Below are 17076 nucleotides of genomic sequence, written 5' to 3' on the forward strand. Positions count from 1 at the left end.
AGGTAAAGCCTGCGCCGCAGCGTACTCGCCATAATTCCCGGGGGCCCGAGCCCCCGGACCCCCACGTTCCTTGTGACTCGCGTTGGCGAGCCGGTTCTTGGGCGCGTCGGTCTTTTCGGTTACTAAGTGCTACAGGTTCAGTGAGCGGAGTCACACGACTGTAGTAATTCGGATTTGTGCATATGTGGGTGCGCCCTTCGTGCCTCAGGAGGGCACGCAAGTGGGCTGCGGGCGCTTCCACAAGGTCACCAGCCGACCGTTCGGTAGGGGCCGCGTCGTAACCGGCGTGAAGCCCGCAGCCTTCGCGGTGGAAGCCATGGACGGCGGATCCACCTTCGGTTCGTACTCGTTCACCGTTCCCGTCGCGGTGAACAGCAGACACGTCTTGCTCGCGTCGCCGCCGAGGCTGCCCGCATACGACGTCAGCCAGCGCAGATGGTCCGGCCCGGTGTTCCCGTTCGCGGTGGGGTCGACCTGCGGCAGCGCCACGCCGTAGCCGAACTTCCGCAGCATCTCCAGCTGAACGGTGTTGGTGTTGAAGAGCCGGTCACGGAACCCGAACGCGGTCGCCCCGCCCAGCGCGTGCTGCTCCTCCACCTGGCCGACGGCCCATTCCGACGCGGCCCGCCACTCCCGCGCCGTCTCCGCGCTCAACGGCTCGGCGAGCTGACCATCCGGGTCGGCGTAGACCTGAGGAACACCGCGCCCGTCGGTGATCTTGGACGTGCCCAGCACCGGCAGGTCCACCTCCCACGGCCGAGCGGTCGGCAGGCGCAGATCCACCATCGGCACCAGCGCCAGGAGCCCGGCCACCGCGACCACGACCGGCAAGGCCCGCCGAAGCGAACGGTGTGCCCGGTACAACCCCCAGAGCGCCAGGATCACCATGGACGGGATCAATGGGAGAAAGAAGGAGGTGCCCGTGTTCTTGGACGTCAGCACCGCCAGCCCGCCTTCCGCGACGAGCAGCGCCGACGGAAACAACGCCGATACCACCATCGAGCGGAGGACGTCCTTCGCCGGACCGGACCGGAACTTGACGATCGCCACGACGACCGCGGCGACGAGCCCGGCACACAGCACCAGCGCGTGCGGGAGCCCGTGATCGGAGATCAACAGCTTCAGCCGCGCGACCCAGGCCGCCGGGTTGAACACCCCCGCTTCCTGGCCGAACTCCACCGACTGCTTCCCGTAGCCGAAGCCGGTCAGGTACTCGAAGACCCGGGCACCGTTGGGCACCAGCCAGATCGCCGCGACGCCGGCGGCCACGAGCGCCGCGAGGGCGAAGTGCTTCAGCCGCTTCCCCCGGTCCCGCAATACCACCGCCTGGACCAACGCGGCCAGCACCAATGCCGGCACGAACGCGATCGCCATCGTCCTCGACAACGGCATCAGCCCGACGAAAACCCCGAACAGCAGGACGAACCGGAGTTTCGACAGCCCTTCGGAACGGATCAGGCAGTAGACGGCGGCCATGGTCATGACCGCCGCGGGCAGCGCGAAATGGTAGGCGCGCGCCTCGAAGAGCACGCCGGGCGCGGTGGCGATCAGCGCCGTGGCGATCCAGGCGAAGGGGCGGCCCGCCACCCTGTTCGCCACGGCGTGCGTGAGCAGGATCAAGGCCGTCCCGGCCATCAGCGGGACGAGGAAGGCGGCCACCGTTCCGGTCCCGGTCGCGAAGAAGTGCAGCGAAGTCAGCGCGGGCAGCAGCGGCGCTTGGATACCCGGGGACTCGACGGCTTCGATCCAGCCGACGGCACCGTCCCGGAGCGCCGCGCCGTGATTGTTCAACGCCATGCCGAAGTAGCCGGCCTCGTCGATGTCGAACACCTGGCCGTCGCGATACAGGACGATCCATCGGAAGTTGACGAGCAACCAGGCGACCGCCACGCCGAGCAGGATCCATGTGTTCACCTGGACGCGGCGAATCCCCCTGGTCAAGACCATGGTCGAGAATCTAGTCGGGCCTCTGGGCAGGCTAGAGCGCGGGCGTTTTGAAGGGGTCGTGCTCGGACAGGAGCTTGTCGACGCGGGCCTGGTCGACTCTGCTGACGACGGTGTTCTCGTCCTGCCGGTCACGGATGCACTTGGCGAGGGTGAACGCCGAAGTGGTCAGGAAGAGCATGCCGAGGGCGAGAAAGCCGCGGACCCAGCCGTCGACCGGCAGGTACCAGATGCCGATGACGACCGCGAGCAACGCCAAGCCGAACGAGAGGGCGGCCTGGACGAAGAACGCGACGGTGGTGGGCGGTGCTGCGGAGGTTTTCGTCATGCGTACCACGGTCGCGCCGATGGCACTTCGGTGTCTTGAGTACGGCTACTCAAGCACGGTTGCGATTCGGAAGACGAGGCGGCTGCAAGACCGACCTACGTACCGGCGAGCGGATCCAGACCGACCAAATCCGGCCGCTTCTCGAGAGAGCCCCAGTCCAGAACCTCACGGAGCTTCCGAGTCAGGTTCTCCTCATCCGCCTGCGCTTCGCTCAGGTTCACTTCGACGGTCGTCGAGATTTCAAGAATCTCCGCATCCTCAGCGGAGAATTCCAGCGTGAGCACCATTTCGAAGAGTCGCACACTGCGCAGGCAGCCGTATACGGTCAAGCCTCGCTGAGTTGAGACGTTGTAGGAATCCATCCCGGACCGGATTTCCTGCTCATCCGGTTCATACGTGGATCGCTGAAATGAAAACGATCTCGGGGTACCGGACTCGTCCACCCCGGCAACGCCCACTTCAAGGGCTTCTTCATCCTCGTAGTCCTCGAAGAACCCGACCTCCGCAGCGGTCAATTTCATTGTCACTGCTTCCGTTTTCCTGCCCTGCTTGGCGAACTGCTTCGGAGCGGGCGGCCCCGAGACACGGCTCAGATCTCGTAGCCGTCCATCACGGTCGGCGCGACCGGGGACAGGTGCTCGTCGCCGCGTTCGGTGACCAGGCCGCGGACCATCCGGTACACCTTGAATTCGTTGTCGTGCTCGGGATCCTGGTCGTCCCAGACGTGCAGGAGACCGTAGGAGCCGGGCGCGAGGTCGCCGACGCGGGTGAACAGGTCCACCAGCTCGGGTGCGATCGCCGTGCCGTGTTTGTCCATGCCACCCAGGTGCAGCACCGGCACCCCGGCCGCCCAGCGGAGGTCGAGCAGGTCGCCGTCGTCGAAGTCGCGGACGGCGCGGTGCACCCGCTCGACGATGCGCTCGAGCAGCGCGGCGTCGTCGTCACCGGAAGGGCTCGCTTGGATGGTCACCCACCCGTGGTATTCGAACACCCACCTGAGTTTAGGCAGGTCCGCCCGCCGGACGGTGGTCAGCCCGCCATCGCGGCCGGTGCCCCGTTGCGCCGCAGCGCGTTCTTGAAAACCTGTTCGCCGTGCTTTTCGAAGGCGGGCACGAGCTTCTCGCCGTAGACGCACAGGGTCCGTTCCCAGGGGTGCCCGAGTGTGCCGAAGCGGAAGTCGTTCGCCAGGAACATGTGATAGTCCGTGCGCGGGAACACCGGGACCGGCCACGGGTCGAGCGCGGCGTGCCGATGCGGGTAGAAGCGGTACGACTGGTGCTGCCAGTGCAGCACCCAGACCCACTCGTCCTCGGCGACGCAGTCCTTCAGCGCCGAGAGGGCGACGCGGGCGACGTCGTTCTGCTCGACGGCGTACGGACCGACCCGGAATTCGGCCGACGCGCGGTCGAGGCCGCCGGGCGCGAGATCCCACGCGACGGACGGGGCGGGTTCGCGGAAACCCGGCCAGGCGTGCGCGTAGGTGCTCGGCCAGAACGCGAGCTTGTCGTAGACCCAGTACCAGGCGGGCTCATCTGCGACCCTGGAGATGGCTTCCCAAGCGTTGTTCACGAGCGACCCTCGGTGGTTCGGCCGATTAAGACTGGGAAAGCTTCGTGTTCAAGGCTCAAGTTGTCCAGCTCGTGGGCATTCTCCGTGAAACTGTCACCTGATCAGGTGTCTTGCGCCGCCGCCGGAACCGTGAGAATGACGGTGCGTGAACGGCGAGCCCACGGAACGCGGGCTCGCCGTCGATCGATCATGCGGCCGCCTCCCAGAGACTCATGAAGGCCGAGGCCTCACTCCGCACCCACGGCCGCACCTTGTCGCGATCACGCGGCGACAAGGCGAACTCCTTCGATCGCCGGACGTCGACGACCAGCGGACGCCCGCCCGGCCGCAGCTCGTCCATGGTCTGTTCGAGCAGCCACAGCACCATCTGCGCCGCGTCCCGGCTCAACGGCTCCTCCTTGAAATAGAGCCAGGTCACGTAGACGGGGCCGTCGCCCTTGCGCAGGCCGAGATGCGGATTGATACCCACTTCGAGCGAGCCGAGCCGCCATCGTGACCGGCCGACCTCGGCCAGCCGCAGGTCACGCCGCCCGACGTAGCGCAGCCAGCCGTTGGCGATCTCGGTGTAGTGCGGCCGCGTGCGCTCGTCCGCGTTCTCGACGAGTGCTCGCAGTACCTCGCGATCCCGCCCGGAGATCCGCCCGGCACGGATCGCGTTCGCGGCGCGGAGGTAGAAGTTGAACCCGCCCCGGGCCGGGTCCTCGTACTGACGGCGCCACCGCCGGACGAACGAGGAACGCGAAGGACCCGAGCTCGTGCTGTACCCCACGAACGTGGGCAGGGTGATGTAGGCCATCCGTGTCTGCCTTTCGCCGCTGTTCCTGCTGTACAACGACCATTTTAGAACACATGTACGACAGAAAACGGGGCTTTACGGGTGACGCGGCGAAGGAGGCCAAGGTCCTTCGAGCAGCTCCGCCGATTCCTCGAGGATCGGCACCTCGCACACGTCCCTCGGGGTGAGGTCGGTCGGGATCCAGTGCTCGAGCATCGCCGACCAGCGCGTGATCCCGCGCAACGCCTGGGGCGACCCGAGCAGCGCGCCGACCTCGCTGACCAGGGCGCCCCCGGCCGCGGGTGAGAGGCGCCCTTGGACCATCGCGGTGAGCCAGCCGTGGACCAGCAGCCAGCGGGCGGCCGTCGGGTCGGCGGGCAGTTCGAGGCCGAGTTCGTCGACGACCTGGTCGAACGCCTTGTCGACGGCGGCTTCGGCAGTGGATTCGAGCCCGGCGAGCAAGGGGAGGGACGGGGTGTCGAGTCCGGCGACGATCGCGTCCAGACCGGCCTCGACCAGGTGGGAGGTGCGGACGTCACGTCCGGCGAGCCTGCCGATGGCCAGCTCGCGCAACGCGCCACGACACGCGTCGATCTCCGTCACCGGATGCTTCCCACGTCCGCCACGGTACCGCCGGGAGCAGCCAGCGGCAGCTGACCAGCCGAAAGAGGGTCACACCGTGGAGAGCCGCGGAGTGATTCGAATATCGAGATCGGCTTCGAGCGCATGCGCCAGTCGCTCCAGTACCGGAATGGTCGGAACCGTTCCGCCCGCCTCGAACCGCGCGACAGCGGACTGCGTCATCCCCGCCCTGGTGGCGAGCGTCGCCTGGGACCAGCCACGTCCCTCACGCATTTCACGCACCGTCTTGCCCAGGACATAAGCCAGCTTCGCGGCCTCGTACGCGTCAGCGGCGCCGGGCTCCGTCATCCGCCGCTCGCGAAGCCTCCGCCAGTCGTTCCGCTCAGCCATCGATCTCACTCCTTTCCTCACTCATCGGCCGTGTGCTCCCGGGCGACGCATCGCCACATCGCCTTCCGCGCCCGTCGTACCTCACGCTCTTCACGCATGCGCGTTTTTCCGGAACGTTACCCATGTCATAGCTTTGATGCTATAAAGCCAGGTAGATCCACTTTTGGGCGATCCGTTTGCGATCCGGCAAGGCCGCGAGCGCCCTCGGAGATCAGTGCTGGACCAGGTCGTGAGTGGACGCAAGAATGAGGAAAGACCACATCAACCACCCATAAGGGTGCATGCAACACTGGCTGCCCACACCCGGCGGCAGGGGGCTAAATGAGCTGGCAAGACGAGCTTCGACAGCTGGACGTCGAGCTGGCCTCGGGTCGTATCGGGCACGCCGAGCACCGCAGGAAGCGCGACGAGCTCTTGGCGGAGGCCTCCGGCGGGACGATGCCGTCGCCGGTGCCCTCACCGCTGCGCCGCCCCGGCGGGACGTGGCACAGCACCAATCCCGCCGCGCGTCCGGTCGAGCAGCCCACGGTCACGGTCCAACCCCAGCCGTACCAACAGACCCAGCCGGTCTACACACCGCCGCCGCCCGTCGTGGAACCCGAGAAGAAGTCCGCCATCCCGCGGATCGCGGACCACAAGACCACCGCCCCCTCGCCCGCCGACATCAATCCGACGGTCTACCTGCGCGCCGAGCCGCCACCGGTCAAGAGCAGGCCGTCGGTTTCCGCGCCGAGCCGGCCGCTTCCGCCTCTGGCACCTGAGCCCGGCCCTAGCCACTACGCGCCCACGGAGGACTACGCGGTCGTCGGGAAACGCAAGCCGACCTGGCTGTTCATCGGCGCCGGAGTGCTGGTCGTGCTGGCGTTGATCATCGGCGGGACGCTGTGGCTGGGTTCGTCACAGCCCTCGAACGTCGCCGAGCAACCGAGCGTGGCCCAGCCGCCGGGCGACCTCACGCCGTCGGGCCGGCCCGACAGTGCCCAGACGCCGTTGGAAGACCGGTTGCCCGCACTGCCGGGGACACCGTCGAAGGACAACTCGACGATGTCGGTCGCTAAGGGCGTCGAGCTCAACTTCTACTCGAAGGCCGCGGGTGATTTCCTCGCGTCGAAGAATGTCGCGTCGGTCACCTACAAGGGTTCGAACGAGGGTACGAACAGCTACCTCGTCCTGGTGATCCCGGCGAACGATGCCAAAGACGCCGCCGCGATCGTGAAGTACTTCCGGGAAAACTCGATCAACGCCGGATTGCGCGAGCAGCGCGTCGGCGATCGGCTCGCCCTCGTCGGCGCGAACAAGAACGGCCAGCTCAGCGGGATCGGTTACGTCTCCGGAACGATGGCCGTCACGACTTGGGTCTCGCAGCCGCTCGGCGGCGACCCTCAGGCGCTCGACGCCCGGCTGGAGCAGACGCTGACCTCGTTGGACACCGTTCTGCCGTCAAGCTGAGAAGCGCAGGTCGCGGGGAGATCACGATTCGACCCGCGAGGGCGCATCGACTCCGGGCAGTGCAGAATGTGCGAGGTCACCGCAGTGGTGGTATCGCGACGGCCGGGAGCAGTCCTCCCGCCGGAAATTCGGATAAGGGGGCCGGTGGTGTCCTGGCAGGAAGAGCTGCGCAATCTGGACGAAGAGCTCGCATCTGGACGGCTCTCCGCGGACGATTACCGGCTCCGCCGTGACCAGGTGCTGTCCTCGGCGGTCGCGTACGGCGACCCCGCGCAGCAGCAGGTCCAGCAGCCCGGACAGCAGCCGCAGCAGCCGTTCCAGCAGCCGCCCGCTCCGCAGCAGCCGCAGGCGCCGCAGCAGCCCGGCCAGCCCAGCGCCGACTCGACGCAGATCATCGCGCCGGTGAACCAGCCGCAGCAGAGCGGCGAGGCCGAGCGCACCCAGGTCGTCCCGAACTGGCAGCAACAGCAGGCCGATCCGAACCGCACCCAGGTCGTGCCGCCGGTGGCGTCGCCGCCGGGTGGTTTCCCGCAGCAGGGCCAGGCGTCTCCGGCCGGTGGCTTCCCCCAGCAAGGTCAGGGCTCGCCCGCGGGCGGGTTCCCGCAGCAGCACCAGGGCTATCAGCAGCAACAGCCGCAGCAGCAGGGCTGGACCGACAACGACGCCAGCCCGCCGTGGGGTGGCTCGGACTTCCCGCCGATCTCGCCGGTCGGCAGCACGGAATGGGTCAAGCAGGGCCCCGAACTGTTCGAGGACAAGCCCAAGGGCAAGGGCGGCAAGATCGCGATCATCGCGATCGTCGCCGTCCTGGTCCTCGCCGGTCTGGGGGTCGGCGGGTACTTCGCGTTCAAGGGCGGCGGTGACACCCCGCCGGACCCGACGGCCGCGCCGCAGTCGTCCCAGCCGCAGGCTCCCCCGCCGTCGTCGACCAAGCCGAAGACGCCCGAAGAGCTGCTGTTCGAAAAGATCCCGGAGCAGTCCGGTGAAGAGGACTCGAAGAGCGGCGCGATCCCCGCGGCCCAGCTCGCCGAGATCGCCGGGCTGGAGAAGGGCGAGGCGGATCTGGTCATCGCCGCCGGCGTGAAGCAGGTCGCGTACCGCGGCTCGCAGAAGCAGCCGGACGAGACCGGCCCGCAGCCGGCGAAGATCTCGGTCACGGTCATCCCGCTGACCAGCCCCGGTGCCGCCGGTGACCTGGTCAAGCAGCTGCGCCAGTACCAGACGAGCAACGGGTTCGTGCAGATCACCGAGCCGCTGCCGGGTATGCCGCCGAAGCTGAACTTCCAGAAGAAGATCGACGGCGACAAGGGCACCTACCGCGGCACGTGGATCAGCGGCAACAACATCGTCCGCGTCGACATCCTGCAGAACCCGCTCGGCGGGGAAGAGGGCGAGAAGGCGTTGAGCGGCACGTACCAGCGTGCGGTGAAGAAGACGCTGGAAAACTACTCCGTCACCAGCTGAAAGATGACCTCGGAGACGGCACGGCTGCTCACCACCCTGCTCTCCCTGGCCGAGGACACCGGTTCCCTGTCCGACGAGCTGCACTTCGCCGGCTGGGACGCCGCCGAGCGCGTCCCGCTCGACCACGGTGCCGCGAACGTACTCCGGGCGCTCGTGCTGCCGAAGGCGGCGAAGGTCCTGGAGGTCGGAGCCGGTTTCGGTGGGCTGACCAGGTATCTGGGCGAGGTCTCGGCGACGGTGCACGCCGTCGAGGCCGACCCGGTCCGCGCCGCCGCGGTGCGGTTCCGCACCCGTGACCTCGGCACGGTTTCGGTGCACGACCGGCCGCCTTCCGATGGTTACGACCTCGTCGTCGCCCAGCAGCCGTACGCGACGCGGGGTCTGCTGGAGTCGGTTCGCGAGCGGTTGTCGCCGATGGGCGCCGTCGTGGTGCTGACGTCTTCCCGCGGTGTCGCCGGGACGCTCGCGGCGGCGGGCCTCGAAGTCCAGCGTGAGTTGCTCTGCTCCCCCGGGCACGAGGTCGCCCGCGCGGTCCGGAGCGAGCGGATCGACACCGAACTGCCCCGGCTGTCCGCGGCGATCACCGGTGGCCCCGCGAACGGCCTCGCCCTGCTCTGCGGTCCCGGCGCCGCCGCGCTCTGGCCCGCGTTCCGGCTCGCGACCTATTTCAACACCGCCGAGCGCGCCGCGTTCGCGTGTACGCGCGCCGACGTCGTGCGCACCGGGGAGGGCGCCGAAGTCCGTCGCGTGCCGCTGGTGCCGTCGCCGCCGGTGGCCGGGATCTCGGTCGGACCGTGCACGGACAAGGTGTACGACGCCCCGACGATGGTCGAAGTCCTGCTCGACGAGCCGGAGCGGGTCGCGGAACTGCTCACCGGCTGGCGGGATCTCGTCCGCGCGGAGGCCGATCGCGGGGTCGAGGCGCTGTGGGATCTGGTGCCGCACAACGTTCTCGTCGACGGTGCGACGCTGCGCCCGATCGACCTCGAATGGCGGCACGCGGGTGCCGGAGTGTCCGAGGTGATCGAGCGCGGGGTGCTGGTGCTGGCCGACAAGCTGACCGACGCGGGCTGGTCCGCGGCGGCGGCTGACGGCTCGATGCGCGACCTGGCGGGCTGGCTCGGCGTGCTGATCGGCCTTCATCCCTCCTTTGTGGACGGTGCGCTGGAGCGTGAGGTGGCCTTCTCCACGATCGGCTCGTGCGGCACCGCGCACGGCACGGACGAAGTACGCGCGGCGATCGCCGGGATTTGGCGAAAGCGCCTGGCGCGGACCGTCCACGAGTACGGTTCTACGAAGGTCGGCGCCGGTGTGGCGGCGAACGAAGACGAGGTAGCGAAGCGATGACGAGCCTGCATACCGCCGGCATTCTGACGCCGGACCGGCCGGTGGGGCACCTGTTCGAGCTCCGGGGCTGGACGACCGGGATCAGCCGGATCGGCGAGATGTCCGTGACCATCGCGGACGTCGAGGCGAACCTGTTCCCCGAGCCGTGCCCTGGCGCGCCCGAAGGCACCTTCGGCTGGCGTGCGGTCCCGGCGACCTTCGTGCCCGCGGGCGTCCAGGACGTCGTCGTCACCGGTCCGGACGAGCGCGTGCTGAACCAGGCGACCGTCCACGTGGGAACGCTGCCGGGTGAAGAACCGCTGTGGCTGGGCGAACTCGAAGCGCCGAAGCAGGGCAAGGTCACCGAAGGACACGTCGTCTACGTGACGGGTTGGGCGCTGCTTCAGGGCCGCGCGCCGAGCCTGATCGAGGTCATGGTCGAGGGCGGCGGCACGGTCAGCGCGCGTACCCGGCTGCCGCGCAAGGACGTGCCCAAGGAGTTCCCCGGCTTCGACGACGCCGCTGTGAGTGGCTTCGAGGCCTGGGTCCCTGTCGACCTTCCGTACGGCGAAGAGCGGACGCTGTCGCTTCGCGTCCGGTACCGCACCGAAGGCGTCGGCGAGGTCGTGTCGGCGAAGCGCACCTTCACGCTTCGGAACCCCGTCGCGGACCTGGACGACGCCGAACTCGCCGACGAGCTGGCGGGCGACACCGCGCGCGCGATGGCGCGGGTGAACATCCCGACCGATCCGAAACACGTGCTGGTGTTCACGCACAGCCTCGGCGTCGGCGGCGGGCAGCTGTGGCTGCAGGAACTGCTGAGCCGGATGGTGACCGACCACGGCTGGCAGGTCAGCCTGGTGAGCGAGACCGACGGCCCGCTGCGCGCGGACTGCCACGAACTCGGCATCCCCGTGCACGTCACGACGCACTACCGGAACCAGACGGTGCCCGCGTACGAAGGGCATGTCGCCGAGCTGGCGCGCTTCGCGAAGTGCTCCGGAGCGGGCGTCGCGCTCGTCAACACTCTCGGCGGCTTCGTCGGCGCTGACGCGGCGAAGCGCGCCGGAATGCCGACGGCGTGGGTGATCCACGAGAGCTTCTCGCTGCCCGCGTTCGCCTACCAGAACTGGGGCCCGGTGAAACCGCCCGCCGCGGTCTGGCAGCGCTGGGAAAGCACCCTCGCCGAGGTAGACAAGCTGCTGTTCGTCGCGGACGCCACGCGCGAGATGTTCCTGCCGTACAGCAAGCCGGAACGCTGCCGGACGGTCCGCTACGGCACGCCGATGCACAAGTTCGGCGGCAGGACGCGGTCGGAGACGCGGCAGCAGGCGCGCAACATGCTCGGCTACTCGCCGGACGACATAGTGCTGGTGAACATCGGCATCGCGGAATCCCGCAAGGGGCAGGCGCCGCTGATCTCGGCGATGGAGCGGATCCACAAGATCCACCCCGAGGCGAAGCTGTCCATCGTCGGCCTGCACCCGTCGCCGTACGGGCTGGCGATGGAGGAATCGGTCAAACGCGCGGGCCTGGAGAAATCGGTCAGCCTCGTGCCGATCCAGCCGGATCCGCTGCGCTGGCTCCAGGCCGCCGACATCTTCGTGAACAGCTCGGACATCGAGTCGCTGCCGCGCTCGATCCTCGAAGCCGTCTGCTGTGGCGTCCCGGTCGCGGCGACCGACGTGTTCGGCGCGCGGGAGATGATCGTCGACGGCGAGACGGGCTGGCTGTTCGAGACCAACGACGTCGACGCGCTGACCGCGGCGTTGCTGCGCGCGCTCGGCACGTCGGCCACGCGCCGCCGCGAGATGGCCAAGGCCGCGCACGAGAAGCTGCTGCCGTGGCTCGACCCGGCGGGCTACGCGCGCGAGTACTCCGAAATCCTGACCGAACTGAGTGGGGGCGTTCATGTCTGACACCGACATTCCCGGCCGTGTCCAGGCCGAGCTGACCCGGCTCCGTGCCGAGCGGCAGGTCTTCACCGCCGAGCAGGACCGGCTGAAGGCGAAGCTGGCCGAAACCGAGCACGAACTGCGCGAGGCCACCGCCTCCGCGCCGGACGAAGGCGAGTCCGCCGCCGTGAACCAGAAGATCGCCTCGCAGCAGGAAGAACTCGACGTCGCCAAGGCGCGTTTGCAGGCGTTGGAGGCCGAGGTCCTGCTCGCCCACCAGCAGCGTGACTCGCTGCGCGCGGAGCTGAAGACCTGCCGCGAGGAGCGGGACAAGCTGCGGCTCGCGCTGCTCGACGCCGAACTCGTGGTGTCGGCCGGCGTCGTCGACGCGGACGTCCTGCCCGGTGGCGAACCGTCGGCCGACCGGCAGCGCCTGCTCAACGCCGAGCGGCTCGCCGCCGAGATGGCCAGGGAACTCGACGCCACGCGCCGCACCGTCAGCTGGCGGGTCACCGCTCCGCTGCGGGTCGTGCGGAAGAAGATGGACCGGCCGTGACCGAACTCTGCTTCGTCTCCGCCGAGGGCGGTTCCGCCTTCATGGAGGAGCTCCTGGAGGTGGTCGCCGACGCCGTGCGCACGGCGGGCGGCAAGGCCAGGACCGCGGTCGGCACCTATCCCGAGGCCGACGGCGACACGGTGTACGTCGTGGTCCCCCACGAGTACTTCGTGACCGTCCCGGACGCCGACTTCCCGACCGCCGCGCAGTGCCGCCGCACCATCGGGTTCTGCGTGGAGCACCCCGGCACGGCGACCTTCGAACGCAACGCGGAACTGCTGTCCATCCTGGGCGGCGCCGTCGACATCAACACCGATTCGACCGCCGAACTGCGGCGGCGCGGGATCACCGTCGAGCATTTCCAGCTCGGCTACAGCCCGCTGTGGGATCTGTGGGGCGGAGACCTCGACAGTCCGCGCGACCTCGACGTCACTTACCTCGGCACGGCCGAACGGCGTCGTTCGGTGCTGCTCGGCTCGTACGCGCGGGACCTCGCCGGTCTGCGGACGCGGCTGCTGACCCCGCCGCACGAGCCGATGACCGCCGCCCGCGTCGACTTCCTGCCGGGCAAGGCGAAATTCGAGCACCTCGCGCGGTCGCGGTTCCTGCTGAACCTGCACCGCGAGCGCAAGCAGACGCTGGAGTGGGTGCGCACGCTCGAAGCGATGACCAACGGCTGCGTGGTGGTCAGCGAGACGTCCGTCGACGTCGAACCGCTGGTTCCCGGCGAGCACCTGGTCCTCGCGCGGCCGGAGGCGCTGGGCTCGGTCGTCGCCGCGCTCGCCGACGAGCCGGAACGGGAGCGGCATCTGCGTTCGGCCGCCTACGGCTTCGTGAAGTCGCTGGACATGGCGGCGTCCGCGCGGCGGCTGATCGAGCTCGCGTCCTCGCTGGGTTCGGCGCCCGCCGCGGACATCGCCCCGGCGCGGGCGCTGGCGACGAGCCTGCGGAACCCGGAGGACGCGCTGGCGATCGACACGCCGTCGTTCGACGTACGGTTCGCGGGTGACCGGTCCGCCGCCGGACCGGCCTCGGCACGCGGGACGGCGCTGTCGGCTCGGATCGCGCAGCGCGCGGCGGGGGCCCGGCGGGTCGCGACGCGAACCTGGGAGCCCGCGGCGGCTTCGACGGCGGGCACCGCCGACGTCGACGTGCTGATCGTGCGGCGGACCGGCGAGGTCGACCCGGACGATCTCGCGAACGACCTGCTCACGGGCAGCGTGACCCCGCGCAAGGTGCTGGTCGGCGAGGACGGCGTGCACCCGTGGCCGCGGCCGCGCCCGTACGACGTCCTGCTGCACGACACCCCGCTCGGCCGGGGGCTCACCCGGAACTCGCTGCTGGAGCGTTCGACGGCGTCGTGGCTGCTGGTGCTCGACGGCGGGATGCGGGCTTCGGAGTTCCTGCTGGAGCGGCTGCTGGCCGTTTCCGAAGGCGCCGACGTCGTGCACTGCCCGGTCGCGGATCCGGTGGACGGTCTGGTCGGCGCCCTGCCGCCGGAGGAACGGCGCTTGCGGACGCTGCCGTATCTGGGCAGCGGCTATCTGGTGCGGCGGTCGCTGGTCGACGAGTTCGGCGGGTGGAACACCGAGGTGCTGTTCGAAGGCCTCGAGGATCACCTGTTCTGGCGGCGGGTGGCCGCTTCGGCCCGGCCGACGACGCTGGTGCAGCAGGTCCTGCTGCGGCGGCTGCGCCCGGATCCGGACTCGCGGCCGATGGACCTCGACCCGCATCGGGTGTGGGCGGCCGTGGGAAGCGCTCTGTAGCTGCCCTCGCGTGCAATGAAAGGTCCTTTCCTGGCAAATGTTGCGAGGAAAGGACCTTTCATTGCACGGGAAGTGGGCGTGGCGTTGGTCCGAAAGTGTGAGTTGGGCCGTGTCGGTGAACGTCCTCCCCCGGTCATGCGCCTTATGGGCAGAGCATCTGACGAGTTCGGATGCCGGCCGATAAGGAGCAGCCATGGCCTGGGAAATCGCCCTGGTCGCCGCGCTGGCCGTCGTGTTCGTCATACGGCTCGCGCTTCAGCTGAGGCGCAGTTGACCCGATCTCGCGCGCCCCTCGTTCACCCCATCGCGATCCGCGGTATCCGCAACTGTGGGATCCGCCGCCGCGCGGACGGGACCGGAACGAGCGGCGGGCCGTCCTCGCGCAGCCGTCTCTTCAGGTGGATCGTCTTGTAGCCGGTGCTCAAATATCCCTCGTTCTTCAGTTTCGCCATTTCGGCGTTGACCGACGCGGGTGAAGCGCCGATCGCCGAGGCGATGTCCGTGTGGTTCAGCCCCACGTCGAGCACCACGCCATCCTCACCGGGTACGCCGTAGAGCGCCTGCATCCTGGTGAGGAACGCGGTCAGCCTGCTCCGGACCTTGGCCGTCGCGAACCCCAGCGCGACGTTCCGCAGGCGCAGCCGGACGGCCAGATCCGCGGTGATCAGGGCCATCATCCCGGGATCGTCGTCGAGCAGGCCGTGGAACGCGTTCCGCGGGATCTCCAGCACGCGAACCGGTTTCGTGGCGATGTACGAAAGGTGGCTCGGCCGTCCGGCCAGGCAGTCCTCGACGCCGAGCACGTCACCGGCGCCGAGCAGGTCCACGATCATCGGCGGCGAGCCACCCTGGGCCGCGCGCAGCGCCTTCACGTAGCCGGACCGCGGGATCAGCACCGGGGGCGCCGGGTCGCCCTGGTGGAGCAGCGTGGTGCCCGCCGCGTGATCGACGTGTTTGCCGAGGTCGAGCAGCCGACGGCGCTGCCGTTCGGTGACCGCGGCCAGGAAGTCCCCGCCCATCAGCCGACCACCGCCGCGAACGCGTAGAGGATCGCCGGGAGTCCGGCCACGAGTGCCGCGACCGACCCGATGACCTTCGCCGGCTGGGCGACCTTCTTGGTCAGCAGCGACCTGGTGAGGATCGCGGCGAAAACGATGTAGGCGAGTACGACGACGCCCGCGGTGACCACCAGAAGCGGGTCAGGTGTCTTTGCCGTCAATGGTGACTCCCAGTGAGAGAAAAAGGTGAATCGATTTCTTGCCCGGCCGGGTGAGAATCACGTCGGGTAGGTGAAATCCCCCTTGCCGTTCAGCCGGAGACTAATGCTCAGCGCCATTGCGACAAAGCAACACGGAGCGAGCAGAACCCGTCCAGGGAGCGATTTCGCGACGGAAAGTAACCGATATCCCGGTGATCTACTGGCGGAAAAATCACGCACCGTACACGCTCACGAGAGCGGAATCCCGCGCGATCCCGCTGGATTCGTCAGGAAATCAGCATTAGCCGTACATCCGTCTGATTTCGAACCGGCGATCGGAATCCAGCCGGACTCCTGGTAAAGACGAAAAAGAGGCACCAGTGGCGTCTGTGCACGTGCAGATGCACGACCTAAGTCAGGGCGTGCCTCGAGTCGGCCAGGTGGCGAATTAACGGACTGTCGACGTCAGGCCGCGCTTGACGACTCCCCGTCACGGCGGAGGTTTTTCGGCAATCTCAGCATTTTGGGGGAATCTCAACCCCGGCGAGGGCTGACCAGCCCCGATTCGTAGGCGAGCACCACCAGCTGCGCCCGGTCGCGCGCCCCGATCTTGGTCATGATGCGGCTGACGTGCGTGCGCGCGGTGGCCGTCGAGATCACCAGATGCGCCGCGATCTCGTCGTTCGACATACCGCCGGCGACCAGGCCGAGGACCTCGCGTTCGCGGTCGGTGATCTCGCGGACGGCGCTCACGTCGATGCGGCGGTTCTCCGGGCGGTCGACGAACTCCGCGATCAGCCGCCGGGTCACCGTCGGCGCCAGCAGCGCCTCGCCCGCGGCCACCACCTTCAGCGCCCGCAGCAGCTCCACCGGATCGGTGTCCTTCAGCAGGAACCCGCTCGCCCCGGCGCGCAACGCCTCGTAGACGTACTCGTCGACGTCGAAAGTGGTCAGGACCAGGACCTTCACCCCGGCCAGCTCGGGATTCGCGGTGATCCGACGGGTCGCTTCGAGCCCGTCGACGCCGGGCATGCGGACGTCCATCACGACGATGTCCGGCCGGTGCACGACGGCGGCCGCGACCGCCTGCTCGCCGTCACCCGCCTCGGCACAGACCTCGAAACCGTCTTCGGTCTCCAGCAGCACCCGAAAACCGGCGCGGACCAGCACCTGGTCGTCGGCGAGAACCACCCGGATCGTCATTCTTCCCCCTCGATGGGCAGGTCCACGCGGACCTGGAAGCCGCCGTTCACCACCGACGTCGTGAGCGCGCCGCCCAGCGCGGCCGCCCGTTCGGACATCCCGCGCAGCCCGTGTCCGGGCGCGGGCTCGACGGCGCCACGGCCATCGTCGCGGACGAGCAGGGTCAGCGCACCGGTTTTCCGCTCGAACCTGACGTCGACGCCCCGCGCCTGGTTCGCGTGCCGGACCACGTTCGTCAGCGATTCCTGCAGGATCCGGTACGCGGCGCCATCGACCGGGGCGGGCAACTCCCCCGGCTCGCCGTCGACGCGGACCTCCAGCCCGGCGGCGCGGGCGTGCTCGAACAGCTCGCCGGCCTGGGCGAGGCTCGGCGCGGGCGCCTTGTCCTCCCCGGACCGCAGCACGGCCAACGTGGCGCGAAGGTCCTTCAGCGCCGAAGCGCTCGCTTCCTTGATGTTCAGCAACGCCTCTTTCGCCTGCTCAGGACGTCTGTCGGCGACGTGCGCGGCGACCCCGGCCTGGACGTTGATCATCGCGAGGCTGTGCGCGACGACGTCGTGCACCTCCCGGGCGATGGTGAGCCGCTCCTGCTCGGCCATCCGGTGCCGATGCTCGTCGGCCTGCTCGCGGC

At 68.8% G+C, this 17076-nt stretch carries 18 protein-coding genes; 6 read left to right on the top strand and 12 right to left on the bottom strand.

Annotated elements, in window-relative coordinates:
• Nucleotides 1-204: 204 nt before the first annotated feature.
• The 8 genes from ED92_RS05560 to ED92_RS05595 all read right to left on the bottom strand — a co-directional run bounded on the left by ED92_RS05560 (nucleotide 205) and on the right by ED92_RS05595 (nucleotide 5588).
• Nucleotides 205-1947 (bottom strand): glycosyltransferase family 39 protein, encoded by a 1743-nt coding sequence (locus tag ED92_RS05560; protein WP_235213199.1) that lies wholly within the window; start codon nucleotides 1945-1947, stop codon nucleotides 205-207.
• Between the two features lie 31 nt (nucleotides 1948-1978).
• On the bottom strand, nucleotides 1979-2272 hold the full coding sequence (locus ED92_RS05565; protein ID WP_037333714.1) for a YiaA/YiaB family inner membrane protein: 294 nt from the start codon (nucleotides 2270-2272) through the stop codon (nucleotides 1979-1981).
• A 95-nt stretch (nucleotides 2273-2367) separates the two neighbouring features.
• On the bottom strand, nucleotides 2368-2793 hold the full coding sequence (locus tag ED92_RS05570; protein ID WP_037333717.1) for an Imm10 family immunity protein: 426 nt from the start codon (nucleotides 2791-2793) through the stop codon (nucleotides 2368-2370).
• Nucleotides 2794-2861: 68 nt separating this feature from the next.
• Nucleotides 2862-3263, bottom strand: coding sequence for an immunity 7 family protein (locus tag ED92_RS05575; RefSeq protein WP_037333722.1), 402 nt, complete (start codon nucleotides 3261-3263; stop codon nucleotides 2862-2864).
• Between the two features lie 38 nt (nucleotides 3264-3301).
• The gene (locus ED92_RS05580; protein ID WP_037333725.1) at nucleotides 3302-3841 is read right to left on the bottom strand and encodes a DUF2716 domain-containing protein; all 540 of its coding nucleotides are present in this window, start codon (nucleotides 3839-3841) and stop codon (nucleotides 3302-3304) included.
• A gap of 187 nt (nucleotides 3842-4028) precedes the next feature.
• Entirely contained in the window at nucleotides 4029-4637 is a 609-nt protein-coding gene (locus ED92_RS05585) for a hypothetical protein (protein WP_007030508.1), read from the bottom strand.
• A gap of 75 nt (nucleotides 4638-4712) precedes the next feature.
• Nucleotides 4713-5219, bottom strand: coding sequence for a hypothetical protein (locus ED92_RS05590; protein WP_037333727.1), 507 nt, complete (start codon nucleotides 5217-5219; stop codon nucleotides 4713-4715).
• A gap of 69 nt (nucleotides 5220-5288) precedes the next feature.
• Nucleotides 5289-5588 (bottom strand): helix-turn-helix transcriptional regulator, encoded by a 300-nt coding sequence (locus ED92_RS05595; RefSeq protein ID WP_037333730.1) that lies wholly within the window; start codon nucleotides 5586-5588, stop codon nucleotides 5289-5291.
• Between the two features lie 321 nt (nucleotides 5589-5909).
• Here ED92_RS05595 and ED92_RS05600 point away from each other — a divergent pair, with 321 nt between their 5' ends.
• From ED92_RS05600 to ED92_RS05625, 6 genes are all read left to right on the top strand, one after another.
• Nucleotides 5910-7037 carry a hypothetical protein gene (locus ED92_RS05600; protein ID WP_037333733.1) on the top strand — a complete coding sequence of 376 codons (1128 nt, stop codon included), beginning with the start codon at nucleotides 5910-5912 and terminating at the stop codon, nucleotides 7035-7037.
• Nucleotides 7038-7181: 144 nt separating this feature from the next.
• Nucleotides 7182-8501 (top strand): flagellar basal body-associated protein FliL, encoded by a 1320-nt coding sequence (gene fliL, locus ED92_RS41270; protein WP_052120294.1) that lies wholly within the window; start codon nucleotides 7182-7184, stop codon nucleotides 8499-8501.
• A gap of 3 nt (nucleotides 8502-8504) precedes the next feature.
• Nucleotides 8505-9848 carry a methyltransferase gene (locus ED92_RS05610; protein WP_037333736.1) on the top strand — a complete coding sequence of 448 codons (1344 nt, stop codon included), beginning with the start codon at nucleotides 8505-8507 and terminating at the stop codon, nucleotides 9846-9848.
• The gene (locus ED92_RS05615) at nucleotides 9845-11746 is read left to right on the top strand and encodes a glycosyltransferase family 4 protein (RefSeq protein ID WP_037333739.1); all 1902 of its coding nucleotides are present in this window, start codon (nucleotides 9845-9847) and stop codon (nucleotides 11744-11746) included. Before ED92_RS05610 ends, ED92_RS05615 begins: the two co-directional genes overlap by 4 nt.
• Nucleotides 11739-12278: a hypothetical protein gene (locus tag ED92_RS05620; RefSeq protein WP_235213200.1), complete on the top strand. Its 540-nt coding sequence runs from the start codon at nucleotides 11739-11741 to the stop codon at nucleotides 12276-12278. Before ED92_RS05615 ends, ED92_RS05620 begins: the two co-directional genes overlap by 8 nt.
• Nucleotides 12275-14044, top strand: a complete 1770-nt coding sequence (locus ED92_RS05625) for a glycosyltransferase (protein WP_037333745.1) — start codon at nucleotides 12275-12277, stop codon at nucleotides 14042-14044. Before ED92_RS05620 ends, ED92_RS05625 begins: the two co-directional genes overlap by 4 nt.
• A 296-nt stretch (nucleotides 14045-14340) precedes the next feature.
• Here ED92_RS05625 and ED92_RS05630 read toward each other — a convergent pair whose 3' ends face one another.
• The 4 genes from ED92_RS05630 to ED92_RS05640 form a co-directional block, all read right to left on the bottom strand.
• Nucleotides 14341-15063: a Crp/Fnr family transcriptional regulator gene (locus ED92_RS05630; protein ID WP_037333748.1), complete on the bottom strand. Its 723-nt coding sequence runs from the start codon at nucleotides 15061-15063 to the stop codon at nucleotides 14341-14343.
• On the bottom strand, nucleotides 15063-15263 hold the full coding sequence (locus tag ED92_RS42395; protein ID WP_125731490.1) for a hypothetical protein: 201 nt from the start codon (nucleotides 15261-15263) through the stop codon (nucleotides 15063-15065). The genes ED92_RS05630 and ED92_RS42395 overlap by 1 nt, the downstream gene beginning before the upstream one ends.
• Before the next feature lie 513 nt (nucleotides 15264-15776).
• A complete protein-coding gene (locus tag ED92_RS05635; protein ID WP_037333751.1) occupies nucleotides 15777-16445 on the bottom strand; it encodes a response regulator transcription factor in 669 nt (222 codons plus the stop codon).
• Nucleotides 16442-17076: sensor histidine kinase (locus ED92_RS05640; RefSeq protein ID WP_037333754.1), on the bottom strand; the 635-nt coding region annotated here is incomplete at its 5' end. The genes ED92_RS05635 and ED92_RS05640, both read right to left, overlap by 4 nt.

This window comes from Amycolatopsis sp. MJM2582 (assembly GCF_000754115.1).
GTDB classification, from domain to species: domain Bacteria; phylum Actinomycetota; class Actinomycetes; order Mycobacteriales; family Pseudonocardiaceae; genus Amycolatopsis; species Amycolatopsis japonica.